Below are 12,321 nucleotides of genomic sequence, written 5' to 3' on the forward strand. Positions count from 1 at the left end.
GGAGGCCTTGTGGGACAGGTTCGTCACGAGTGCGACACGACCACGCACGCCGTTAGAGCAGCAATACAGCGATCGCACGCGTCGCTCACGGCGCCGAGCCGGGAGCTGGGGATCAACTCCAAAACGGTGGCGAAGTGGCGCAAGAGGGCGACGGTCTTGGATCTGAAGACTGGGCCGAAGGCCCCTCATTCATCGACCAAGACAGAAGCCGAGAAGGCGATGGTCGTCGCGTTCCGGCGGCACATGCTGCTGCCGCTCGATGACTGCCTCTACGCCCTGCAGCGGTCGATCCCACAACCGAAACACCGCGTGGTCGCGCCAGATGCGCTTCGATATTATCTGCGATACACACGACATCGAACACCGGCTCACCAAGGCGAACCATCCTTGAACGAACGGTTAGAGCCTGCCCTGGTGAAGGCCGGGGTCGAGCGGATGAACTGCACGATCAATTAAGCCACCGTCAAACGCTTCCATTACGAAGGTCACGACAAGCTGCGGACGCGCCTCGCCGACTTTATGGCCGCCCATAACATTGTCCAACGGCTTAAGACGCTCAGCGGCCTCACACCCGACGAATACATCGCCAAGATCTGGACCTCAAAGCCAGACCGAATCTTCGTCGATCCGATCCACCAGATGCCGGGATTAAATGCCTATATATGCAGGCCCAGTGTGATACCGAAAGTCCGCGGGGCGCCCCGTTCCTGCACATCGCCCAGTCCGGTTACACCGAGGCGGGCAATGTAATATTCGGCATTGTTGAGGTTCTTGCCCCAGATACGCGCATCGAACTTCTTGTCCGCCGACGTCCACAACAGCGACGCGTTGACCATCGTGTAAGCCGGTTGCACCAGACGGTTGTCCGATTGCCAGAAAAACCCGTCATTGTAGACGACCGTTATGGATGGCTGCAGCCGTCCGCCGTCATGAAGGTCCACATTGTAGGCAGCGGTCACAGTGCCCGAGAAGGGCGGGGTGACAATCGTCTTATTGCCGCGCTGGTCTTGCGGCGGCAGGCGCACCCCGTTTTGGGTCAGCGCGATGCCGTTGGGATAGCTGGCATATTTGCCGTCCTGTATTGAAAACCCGCCGGACAGGCGAAACGAGCGGGTCAGTGCCGCCTCGAAATCCGCTTCGATGCCCTTGATGTGCGCGGCGGCGGCGTTCGAGGTAATCGTGCCGCCGAGAAACGAACTGAGCACCTGAACGTTTTTGTCATCATAATAGAAACCGTCGATGTTGAAGCGAAGGCGCCGGTTGAACAATTCCGTCTTGAGGCCGATTTCGTAGGCGTCCAGCGTTTCGGGCTGGAAGCTGTTGCCCGGTAGGCGGAGATTAAAACCGCCGCTCTTGAAGCCTCGATTGTAGGACGCGTAGGCCGAAATATCGTCGGTGAAATGGTGGTTCAGCGCCGCGCGGTAGGTCAGCTTGCTGAAGCTTTGCTTAAGCTGTTGCGAAACGGCGTAAGTCTGCGTGAAAGTCTGATCCTCCGTGGTATAGCGCAGGCCGAGCGTCAACTCGGTTTTGGGCAGCAACTCAGCGGTTACCTGGCCGAAACCGGCATAGGAGATGGCGTGCTGCTGGTCTTCGCTCGAACGATTGCCGTTGATTATGACTGACTGATACTGGCCAACGGAGTTGAAATAATAGGCGCCGACGATCCACTTGATCTTGCCGGTGTTCGGGCCAGAAAGCTGAATTTCCTCCGAGAAATTGTGAGCGGTGGGGTTGAGCTGCACGTTGGCCACGCGCCGCGACGTCACGTCATTGTCCAGATCGTACTGAACGGTCGTCTTGCGATACGATACGAGGTTCATCAGCTTGATCGCGCCAAGTTCCTGATCGATGCGGAACGACACGCCGCCCGTATTCACACGGTTGCGGTTGTAATAATCGTTAAGGCTGTTGTATTTGCCCGGATAGGTGCTGCCGTCGATCGGTGAGATTGCGCCCTGCGGCTTCTGATAGGCATTGGTCGATACAGAATGCGCATAGTCGCCGGCGAGGGTGAAGCTGGTTTCCGCAGTCGGCTCGAACAGGATTTTGCTGCGCAGGCTATAATTGCCGCGCGCCTGATGATATTGGTCGACACCCAGCGTCAAGTTGCGGCCGAAGCCCTTGCCCTGATTTTCATAAAGCGCGCCAAAATCGGCGGTCAGGTTCTTGGCCAGCCCACCGGTCACATAAGCGGAGGCGGTGACGGTGTCGTAATTGCCGTACCCGACGCTGAGATCGGCATGCGGATCCGCCGAGGGGCGCCGGGTGGTGATCTGAATCACGCCGCCGGTGGCGTTGCGACCGAACAATGTGCCTTGCGGCCCGCGCAACACCTCGACCTGCTGGATGTTGTTGAAGCTGAAGATATTGGTCTGCGGTGCGGAGATGTAGACGCCGTCGATATACATGGCGACGGCCTGTTCGGCGCTCGGATCGAACAGGGCCGATCCGACGCCGCGCAGATAGGGATTGCCGACGTTCGCCGGGCTGGTGATGACCAGACCGGGCACCGATGCGGTGAGGCTTTGGGTGCCGGTCACGCCGCGCACCTGCGCGTCCTCCGCGGTGATCGCGACGACCGAGACGGGCACCTTTTGGATATTCTCCGAACGACGCTGCGCCGTGACGATAATTTCCTGCAACCCTTCGTTCGCCGGCTCGGGAGCTGCCTGAGGTGCGGCTTGCGGAGCGGGGGCGGCGGCATCCGACGCTGGTTGAAGCGGGGCCGCATTTGCGATGACTGGGGCGGTGAGCGCAGTCGCCGCCAGTAATGCGAAGATGTTGCGTCGGGCGCTGATCCCCGAACCGATCTTCCGTGCGGCGCTGTGAACGGTGTGTGCAGTCATGATCGTCCTCCCCAATTTTTTTATTGTTGGCGCACAGACATCATCTGTCGGACGGCTGCAATCGATAGGGGGCCGAGGCCCGCGCAATTGCACTCTTGCTAATCGGGATCGTGATTGGGCTCGAAGGCGAGGAGCCTCGGATCGGTTGAAATAGCCGCGTGGGCACGAGCAAATATAAGGATGTAATGTTTGGCCGTTTGACCGGCCTTCAATGGTCCGGCGTCATATCCGAGCTTAGATCAACTCCCGAAAACAAGCCCTTGTCGGGGCGAAGCGGGAGATAGACGATGGTGCAAACGGCGACAATCGAGACGGGGCGCCAGCACCCGGCCAGGAGACGTCTTGACGCACTCGTCGTCGGCATGGGGTTCGGCGGCATGTGCATGCTGCATACTGCGCGCGAAGCCGGTCTTGATGTCCACGCCATCGAAGCGGGAGATGATGTCGGCGGCACCTGGTACTGGAATCGCTATCCGGGCGCGCGCTGCGACGTTATGAGCATCGACTACAGCTATTCGTTCCTGAACGAGTTGCAGCAGGAATGGACCTGGAGCGAAAAGTTCGCCGCCCAGCCCGAAATACTTGCTTACGCCAGCTTCGTCGCCGAAAAGCTCGATCTGCGTCGCGACACGAGCTTCTCCACGCGCGCGACATCCGTGGTGTTTGACGATGCGCACAACATGTGGGTGGTCGAAACCGATCAGGGCCAGATTTACGAAGCGACCTATTGCATCATGGCGACCGGGCCGCTGTCGATCCCTAAGGGCATCGACGTTCCCGGGCAGGAGAAGTTCGGCGGCGAGATTTATCTCACGGGTCGCTGGCCGCACGGCACGGTCGACTTTACCGGCAAGCGCGTCGGCATCATCGGTACGGGATCGTCCGGCATCCAGGCCATTCCCGTGGTCGCCGAGCAGGCTGAACATCTGACCGTCTTCCAGCGTACGCCCAGCTTCACGATCCCAATGCGCAACAGCAAGCTGACGCCAGAATATATGGCGCAGGTGAAGGAGCATTATCCGCGGCTGCGCACCATCGCCAAGGCCACTCACACCGGCGGTATGCGTCCGGTATCAACGCGCCCGATGTTCAGCGTGACGACCGAAGAAGCGCAGCAATTGCTGGAGGACGGGTGGAACGCTGGCGGCCAGACGATCTTCGGCCTGTTTTCCGATTTGTTGTACGATCAGCAGACCAACGATGTGGTCGCCGCATTCGTGCGCGGGAAAATCCGCGAGGCGGTCAACGATCCGCACACCGCCGAAGTGCTGACGCCGCATGGCTACCCAATCTTCTCGCGCCGCCCCTGTCTCGACACCAATTATTACGAGACGTTCAACCGCGACAACGTGCTGCTGGTCGATTGCATTAACGAGCCGATCGAGGAAATCATCGAAACCGGAATCCGTACCGGCAAGCGCGATATCCCGCTGGACATCATCATCGGCGCGACCGGTTATGACGGGCTGACGGGCGCGATGTTGGCGGTGGATATTAAGGGCAGGGGCGGGCGCAGCCTGCGCGAGAAATGGGCCGGTGGCGCACATTCTTACCTCGGCCTGATGATGGAAGGCTTTCCAAACCTGTTCATGATCGCTGGCGCCAACGGGCCATCGGCGCTGGCCAATTTCGTCATCCTCAATGAACAAAATGCGGACTGGATTACGCGCTGCATCCTGAACATGCGCGCCAGCGGCCAAGCCACGATCGAGCCGACCATCGAGGCGGAGGATCGTTACATGGACCTGCTGATTGAGATTGCGGGCCGCTCGCTGATCCCCAAGGCGAAATCCTGGTATGTCGGCGCGAACATCCCCGGAAAGGCGAATTTCTTCCCGATTTTCGCGGGCGGCTTCGCCCGCTATATCGACATGTGCAACGCTGCCGCCTCCGACAATTACGCGGGCTTCGTGTTCAAGGATCAGCGGTCGCTCGTCAATCAGGATTGACCCACCGCGGGCCACGGTGCCGGTCGTCGGCGCCGTGGCCTGCGGTTACCGGAGCGCCGCCAGCGCCATCTGAAGATTGCGGCCCTGATTGAGCAGGATCACCTCGCCGGAAACGAGACGGCTGGCCTCGCCGCCCAACCATGCGACGGTCGCCGCAAGATCCTCTCGGGCGGTAATGTCGTTCCACGGTTCGTCCACATAATCGGGCGCGAGCGTGTTAACGCGGATGCCCCTTCCGCCGAGTTCGATCGCCATCGAGCGCGTCATGGCGACGCTCGCCGCACCCGCCGCCGCGATATCGACGCCGGCCCACGTCCCGAGATGCGCCTTCGATGCGACCTGCACGATTGATCCGCCACCGCGCATGCGCGGCGCGGCGAACTGTACCGCGGCGACGAAGTCATAAAGTTGCTCCGCGAGCGGCAGCGAGAAATCGGCATCGGTCATGTCGCGGAAGCGGATATGGCGCGGAGTGACGGGCGTGTTGACGACCAGCATGTGCAATGTCTCCGCCGCCTCTGCGAAGGAACGTGCGACGTCATGACCTTCGGCTTCGAGCGCCTGAACGATCTGCGCGCCGAACGGACGATCGGACCCGATCACGAGCGCGGCGCGGGAGGGGAGAGAAGCGGTCATAGCGGAGGTATCCCAAGATTCTTGCCGCCATCGGTCAGCAGCACCTGGCCGTTGACGAACACGGCCTCCGGTGAGGCGAGGAAGGCGATCACATCGGCCAGTTCGCCCGGCGAGGCGGCATGGCCACGCGGTTCGCGACGGGCCAGCTTCTGCCGCATCTCGTCAGTGAAACTCGCCATCATGCGCGTATCGACCATACCCGGCGCGACGCAATTAACGTTGATGCCGTCCCAGCGCAGTTCGACCGCCATCGCGCGGGTCAGCCCGACGACGCCCGCCTTGCTGGCGACGTAATGGGACGCGCCCGCGCCCCCCAGGTAACCGCGCGATGCGATGTTCACGATGCGCCCGCCCGATGGCATCGCCGCGATCACCTCCTGCGACAGGGTGAAGGTGCCGCGCAGGTTGATGTCCATCATCTCGCGCAGCCTTTCCTGCGTCAGGTTCATGACCGCGACCATGTCGGATGCGATCGCCGCGTTGTTGACCAGCACGTCCACACTGCCCAGCAAAGCGACGAGCGCGCGCGCGCCCATCCGGTCGCGGATGTCGAGGCCGTGACCCAGCGCATCCAGCCCGGCGGACCGCAATGCGGCGGCGCTCGCTTCGGCGACCTCGGCATCGACATCGACCAGCATAGTGCGATAGCCGTCCCGGGCTAGCAGCTCCGCGACGGCACGGCCGATGCCCCGGCCCGCGCCGGTGACGATGGCGGTCTGCCGTCCCGCCACCTTCACAGCTTGCGCTCGCGACCGGCCCAGAACGGATCGCGTACGGCGCGGCGTAGCAGCTTGCCGACCGCGCTCTTGGGCACCTCGGCGATGAAACGCACATCTTTGGGCACCTTGTACCCGGCGAGTTGCGCACGCGCGAAATCCATCAGTTCGCCCGGTTCGGCCTGCATACCCTCGCGCACGGCGACGAAGGCGGTGACGACTTCGCCCCATTTGTCGTCCGGCAGGCCAACGACCACCGCCTCGCGCACGGATGGGTGGCTCATCAGCACATCTTCCACTTCACGGGGATAGACGTTGTATCCGCCGGAAACGATCATGTCGGAGGTGCGGTCGACGAGATAGAGATACCCGTCCGCGTCGATCTGCCCGATGTCACGGCTGTGGATCCAGCCATCCGGCGTGATTGTCTCGGCGTTGAGCGCAGCGGCATCGTGATAGCCAATCATGGCGAAGGGCGCACGGACCAGGATCTCGCCCGGCTCGCCCGGCGCGACCCGCTCGCCGTCTTCGCTGATCAGCTTGATTTCGCAATCAAGGCTGACGCGGCCGCACGACAGCAGGCGGCGGTCGGCATCCGGCCCCTCATGGTCGCTCTTGGTCAGCACGCTGATGCACAACGGGGCTTCGCTCTGACCGTAATATTGCGTGAAGCGCGGCCCCCATAGGTCCAGCCCGCGGCGGAGCGTGGCGCGGGGCATCGGCGATGCGCCATAGACGATGGTGTCGATCGATCCGAAATCGCGCGCCGCGATGCCCGGCAGGTCGAGCAGCATGCCGATCATCGTCGGCACCAGATTGACCGCCGCCGGGCGCCAGCGTTCGACCGCGGCGCAATAGTCTTCGGGCACGAAATTCGGCAGCACCCCGGCGATGCCGCCGCGCACCCAATAAGGCAGTACCATCGTGCCGCTTGCGTGGATTAGCGAGGCGGCGTGCAGCATCATCTCGCCGGGCCGCACCTCGACCAAATTGCCCAGGATGTTGGTCGCAACGGCAGCCCAACTCCGTTGGGTGTGGCACGCGGCCTTGAGCGAGCCGGTGGTGCCCGAGGTGTAGAGCGCCAGCACCACGTCCTTTGCCTCGACGATGCGGTCGACACCGGTGGCGTCAGCGGATTCGGCCAGCGCGAGCAGGTTCGCCGCGCGGCTGTCCTCGCCGAGGCACAGCAGGGCGAGGCCGGGCAGCAATGCAGCGAGGTCGGCGGCGCGATCCCCCAGATCGGGGCCGTAGACCAGCACTTGCGCCCCCGCGCCGGTAATCATCTGCGCATGTTCGCGCGCCGAAAGCCGGGCGTTGAGCGGCACGCGGGTCAGGCGGGCCGCCGCGCAGGCGAAGTCCAGCGGAATGCTGAAGAGGCCGTTATTGAGCAACAGCGCAATGCGTGCGCCGGTCGGCGCATGGCCGGTCGCGATCAATGCGTTGGCGATGCGGTTGCACCATCGGTGCGCCTCGGCGAAGGTCAGCGCCTCGTCACCGAACCGGATCGCGGTCCGGTCGGCGAATTGCTGCACGCCACGTTGCACCATTTCGCTCATCAGCATCGCCGTCCGCTCCGTTCGTCTTCGTTCCGGATACTCTAGCAGACGCATAGTGTCGGGCGATCCGGGGCGGGGCCGCGGCCTCGCGAATTATGGTTGTAATGTCTCGGCCATCGATCTGCGGTGTCTGGGATTGCCGGCGGTTCGGCGGCATGGTCCCGGCTGGAAACAACCAAACCGAAACATTAGGGAGGCCCGCTATGAACATGCTCCGCCTGGACGTGTCCGACCATGTCGCCGTCGTCACGATCGACAATCCGCCGGTGAATGCGCAGCCGCCGGAATTCATGACCGAGATCATGGAGAAGTTCGATTCGTTCAGCGACCGCGACGATGTGCGCGCGGTGATCCTAACAGGCACCGGCAAGATGTTCTCTGCCGGGGCGGAACTGAAGAAACGGCCCGGCCCCGATGCGCCACCCGGCACGATGTGGGGCCGGATGCGCCTGGCGCGTGAGGCGATGTATTCGATCATGGAGTGCAAGAAGCCAGTGATCGCGGCAATCAACGGTCCGGCGATCGGGGCCGGGTTCGGCCTTGCAGCGGTGTGCGACATCCTCGTCGCGTCGGACAATTCCTATCTCAGCCTGCCCGAAATCGATGTTGGGCTGATGGGCGGTGCGCGCCACGCCATGCGCCTGTTTCCCCATTCGCTGGTCAGCCTGATGGTGCTGACGGGATACCGCGTGCCGGCGGAGGAACTCTACCGGCTCGGCATCACCGTGGCCTGCCCTACGCTGGAGGGCCTAATGCCCTATTGCATGGATCTGGCGCACAACATCGCCGCGAAAAGCCCGATCGCGATAGGCTTGGCCAAGGATGCGCTGGTAACGGTCGGCAATCTTTCGATCCGCGACGGCTATCGCTACGAACAGAGCAACACCGTGCGTCTGTCCAAGACCGAGGATGCCGTGGAAGCGCGCACCGCCGTGCTGGAAAAGCGCGCGCCGGTGTTCAAGGGGCGCTGAGACCATGCCGTTCGCCACGCAGGGCGATGTCCGCCTGTATTACGAGGTGCTGGGCGATCCCGCGCAACCGGCTGTGCTGCTGCTGAACGGCGCGGGCAAGCAGAGCGTGGATTCGCCCGATGCGTTCTGCGCCGCGATCGTCGCGCGGGACTTTTCCGTCGTGCGGTTCGACCAGCGCGATACCGGGCTATCGACGGGTTTCGCCAGGGCAGGTTCGGACGCGGTCGGGGTCGCGGCGGCGGTCGCGGCAGGACAGGAGCCCGCGCTTGCCTATCGCATCGAGGCACTGGCCACCGATGCGTTCGCGGTTCTCAATGCGGCGGGTATCCACCACGCCCATCTCCTCGGCCGCTCGCTTGGGTCTTATGTCGCGCAGTTGATGGCACTGGACGATCCGGGCCGGGTGGCGTCGATGACGCTAGTCATGGCCTTTTCCCGCGCGATCGGTACTGGGCTGCCGCTCGAACGCCTGCAACGGCTTGACGCCGAACGCTTCGCCGATGCGAAGCATTTTGCGAATCGGCAGGTGGAGACCGCACGCGCGCTCGGCAATCCCGAATATTTTGACGAGCCGCTGATCCGGGCTGGCGCGGTGCAGGCGTTCGAACGGGGCGTGCCCGAGGGGTCTATCGCGCGCCATTTCATGCTGGGGCTGGCCGCGCCCGATCTGCGAGAACGGCTCGGTGCGTTAACACTGCCGGTGCAGGTCATCCACGGTCGCATGGACAAAGTGATCCCGCTCGCCCTCGCTGAGGAAGCCGCTGCGGCGATCCCTAACGCGCGCCTCGCCGTACTGGACGACATGGCGCATGAGGGGCCGCCGCAGTTATGGGATCGCTGGATCGATCTGCTGGTTGCCAACGCCGGGCGCTGACGCCGGGCGCGGGATCACAGAATCTCGAAGACGTGATAAACCCCGCCGGTCGCGGATCGCATGCCGTTGGTGACGGTGATCACGTCGTTCAGCCACGAATAGCGCGCATCGCCGGTTTCGAAACGCGGCGTGGTGTGGAGAAAGGTTTCCTCGAAGCTCAACACTTCGCGGTTGCGGAAGCGTTCGGCGTGCGCAGCGTCCTTCGCGCGGGCAAGACCAGTATAAGTCATGCCGATCAGCGCGCCGTCATGCGTCGTCAGCGTCAGGCGCACGTCGATCATCATCACGCCATCGGATCGGATGGTGATCCAGTCCGCACCGCCGCCATTCACCGCGCCGCGCAGGCGATCACCCTCGACCCTGCCGCCATCGACCGGAAAGCAGGCGCGATAGCCGATCGGGGTAGTGCCGAAACGTTGCGCCCGGTCGTAGCCCACCTGCAACGTCATCACGAACAACGGGGCCCAGTTCAGCTGTTCGATCATTCCGGTCTCCTCTTGATCACAAGCCGAGGTTACGGCGTGCGATGATGTTACGCTGGATTTCGCTCGATCCGCCATAAATGGTCGTCACGCGGGAGTTGAGCGCACCCTGGACGGCATAGCCCAGATCGGCGTCGACAGTATTCGTGGAATTGTCGAGCGCGCGAAATGCTGCGGCATCATAACCGAGAGTCTCGAACCACAATTCGGTGATCGCCTGCAGCAATTCCGACCAGCGCAGCTTGAGCATCGACGCGCGGGGCCCCGAATCCTTGCCGGCCGACGCATCCGCCATCAGCCGCATCACCATCATTTCGACCGCGAGAGTCTCGATCTCGATCTGGGCGAGCGCGGCGCGAAATACCGGATCGCCCATCACGCCTCGTTCCGCCGCCGCCGCGCGGAGCCCGCGCAGATGCTGGCTCAGCCGGAGCGCGGACGCGGCGCCGAAACTGCGCTCGCGGTCGAGCAGCACCTTGCCATAATCCCAGCCCTTGCCCTCTTCGCCGATCAGGTTGGCGGCGGGCACGCGCACCTCGTCCAGAAACACCTCGTTACTATGCCGCTTCTCGTCCATCGTCTCGATTGGCTGGACCTTCAGGCCGGGCGATTTCATGTCGATCAGAAGCATGGAAAGGCCGCTCTGCTTGCGCGCCTCGGTCGATGTACGGACGAGACAGAACATCATAGTGGCGACGTGTGCGTAGCTGGTCCACATCTTCTGGCCGGTCACGACATAATCGTCGCCGTCCCGGACGGCGCGCGTCTTCAAACCGGCGAGATCCGATCCGGCGCCCGGTTCCGTGTAACCCTGGCACCACCAATCGTCGCCCGACAAGATGCGCGGCAGGTATTTCGCCTTCTGTTCGGGCGTGCCGAGGGTGAAGATGATCGGCCCGATCAATTCCAGCCCCTGGTGGAACTGGATCGGCGCGTCGGCGCGGGCGGCCTCCAGTTCGAAAATATAGACCTGTGTCGGTGACCAGCCGCACCCGCCATGTTCAACCGGCCAGGTCGGCGCGGCCCAGCCGCGCGCGGCTAGCCGTTTCTGCCAGGCGACGATCTCGACCGGATCGAGCCGGAGACCGGCGCGCAGGCGGCTGCGATGCGCGGGCGTGACGGCTTCCGCGAAGAATTCCCGCACCTCGTCGCGGAAGGCCAGTTCAGTGTCGTCGAAGTCCAGGTTCATGGCCTCATCCCGCGTCTTGTCCTTGTGTTCTTCGGGCACACTAGCGCGATTTGCCGCGCTGCCGGGAACGGACACTGCGAACGCCCGGAGCAATTGCGTATGTAATGCCTGCGGATTTTTTCGCGCGGAGGCGGACGCGGACGGCGGGGTCGCATTACCGTGCGTGCCAAAGAATCGCACTGGAGGGGCGTGGCATGAAGATCGAGAAGACCGATGCCCATCATCACCTGTGGCGGAAGGATTCGCCGCATTACCCGATGCTGCGCGCGCCCTCGGTCGAGCGGATGATCGGCAATACCGGCGGGCTGAAGCATGATTTCGACGCGGAACAATTCCTGCCGCTAGCGGCAGGGCAGAACGTGACCCGCTCCGTCTATGTCGAATCGCACTTCGATCCGCCGCTCGCCGAAACCGCCCATGTCCAGTCCTTCGCCGATACGCATGGCTTCCCGCATGCCATCGTCGGGCGGGTCGATCTGGCCTCGCCCGATCTCGAGCAGGCGCTCGATGTGCATATGCGCTCGACGTTGTTCCGGGGTGTGCGGGCGATGGTCAATTGGGATGCCGATCCCGCAATGTCCGCGGTGGGCGGACCTGACGTGTTGGCCGGGGCGGACTGGCGCGCGGGCTATGCCGAACTCGGGCGGCGCGGGCTGTCGGTCGAGGTCATGGCCGCGCCCGCGCAACTTGCGCAACTCGCCGGACTGGCGGCAGCCGAACCGGGGACGCGCCTGGTTGTCGGCCATGCCGGCCTGCCGCTGCGCCGCACCCCGGCAGAGCATGAAACATGGCTGGAGGGCATGGCGGAACTGGCCGCACTGCCGCACGCATTGGTCAAGATATCGGGGCTGGGGATGGTCGATCATGGCTGGACGGTCGACAGCATTCGCCCGCTCGTCCGGCATGTTATCGACCTGTTCACCCCGGCCCGCTGCATGTTCGCCAGCAACTTTCCGGTCGACGGCCTGCACGCAACCTACGACGCGGTATGGGACGCGTTCGACACTATCACCACCGCCGATCGGGAGGACGACCGCACGGCGCTGTTTCGCGGCACGGCGAACCTGTTCTACGCGATCGATTAAGGTCGCAAGCCACCGTG

Annotated in this window: 10 protein-coding genes and 1 pseudogene; 5 read left to right on the forward strand and 6 right to left on the reverse strand. The window is 63.3% G+C overall.

The genetic code is table 11. The features are described 5' to 3' along the window. Positions 1-63: 63 nt before the first annotated feature. A pseudogene (locus tag ASG11_RS18260) lies at positions 64-657 on the forward strand (hypothetical protein); the annotation flags it as partial. On the opposite strand, the gene ASG11_RS04485 reads toward ASG11_RS18260, so the two are convergent. Then, positions 657-2,846, reverse strand: a complete 2,190-nt coding sequence (locus tag ASG11_RS04485; protein WP_082472580.1) for a TonB-dependent receptor — start codon at positions 2,844-2,846, stop codon at positions 657-659. The pseudogene ASG11_RS18260 and the gene ASG11_RS04485 overlap by 1 nt on opposite strands. Before the next feature lie 287 nt (positions 2,847-3,133). On the opposite strand from ASG11_RS04485, the gene ASG11_RS04490 reads away from it, so the two are divergent. After that, positions 3,134-4,795 carry a flavin-containing monooxygenase gene (locus ASG11_RS04490; RefSeq protein WP_055775696.1) on the forward strand — a complete coding sequence of 554 codons (1,662 nt, stop codon included), beginning with the start codon at positions 3,134-3,136 and terminating at the stop codon, positions 4,793-4,795. A gap of 45 nt (positions 4,796-4,840) precedes the next feature. On the opposite strand, the gene ASG11_RS04495 is transcribed toward ASG11_RS04490, so the two are convergent. The 3 genes from ASG11_RS04495 to ASG11_RS04505 are packed head-to-tail and all read right to left on the reverse strand — an operon-like array spanning position 4,841 to position 7,709. After that, positions 4,841-5,431: an SDR family oxidoreductase gene (locus ASG11_RS04495; protein WP_055775698.1), complete on the reverse strand. Its 591-nt coding sequence runs from the start codon at positions 5,429-5,431 to the stop codon at positions 4,841-4,843. Beyond that, positions 5,428-6,162, reverse strand: a complete 735-nt coding sequence (locus ASG11_RS04500) for an SDR family NAD(P)-dependent oxidoreductase (protein WP_201781274.1) — start codon at positions 6,160-6,162, stop codon at positions 5,428-5,430. The genes ASG11_RS04495 and ASG11_RS04500 overlap by 4 nt, the downstream gene beginning before the upstream one ends. Before the next feature lie 2 nt (positions 6,163-6,164). Beyond that, entirely contained in the window at positions 6,165-7,709 is a 1,545-nt protein-coding gene (locus ASG11_RS04505) for a class I adenylate-forming enzyme family protein (RefSeq protein WP_055775706.1), read from the reverse strand. 197 nt (positions 7,710-7,906) lie between these two features. On the opposite strand from ASG11_RS04505, the gene ASG11_RS04510 reads away from it, so the two are divergent. Together ASG11_RS04510 and ASG11_RS04515 are read left to right on the forward strand one after the other, a co-directional pair. Further along, positions 7,907-8,674 (forward strand): enoyl-CoA hydratase/isomerase family protein, encoded by a 768-nt coding sequence (locus ASG11_RS04510; protein ID WP_055775708.1) that lies wholly within the window; start codon positions 7,907-7,909, stop codon positions 8,672-8,674. Positions 8,675-8,678: 4 nt separating this feature from the next. Then, positions 8,679-9,548 carry an alpha/beta fold hydrolase gene (locus ASG11_RS04515; RefSeq protein ID WP_055775711.1) on the forward strand — a complete coding sequence of 290 codons (870 nt, stop codon included), beginning with the start codon at positions 8,679-8,681 and terminating at the stop codon, positions 9,546-9,548. Between the two features lie 14 nt (positions 9,549-9,562). Here the strand turns inward: ASG11_RS04515 and ASG11_RS04520 are convergent, their stop codons facing one another. Continuing rightward, positions 9,563-10,033 carry a DUF3237 domain-containing protein gene (locus ASG11_RS04520; RefSeq protein WP_055775714.1) on the reverse strand — a complete coding sequence of 157 codons (471 nt, stop codon included), beginning with the start codon at positions 10,031-10,033 and terminating at the stop codon, positions 9,563-9,565. 16 nt (positions 10,034-10,049) lie between these two features. Next, positions 10,050-11,219, reverse strand: a complete 1,170-nt coding sequence (locus ASG11_RS04525; protein WP_055780275.1) for an acyl-CoA dehydrogenase family protein — start codon at positions 11,217-11,219, stop codon at positions 10,050-10,052. Positions 11,220-11,413: 194 nt separating this feature from the next. On the opposite strand from ASG11_RS04525, the gene ASG11_RS04530 reads away from it, so the two are divergent. Further along, entirely contained in the window at positions 11,414-12,304 is an 891-nt protein-coding gene (locus tag ASG11_RS04530) for an amidohydrolase family protein (protein WP_055775716.1), read from the forward strand. Positions 12,305-12,321: the final 17 nt, after the last annotated feature.

The sequence above is a fragment of the Sphingomonas sp. Leaf357 genome, from assembly GCF_001423845.1.
Taxonomy (GTDB): Bacteria; Pseudomonadota; Alphaproteobacteria; order Sphingomonadales; family Sphingomonadaceae; genus Sphingomonas.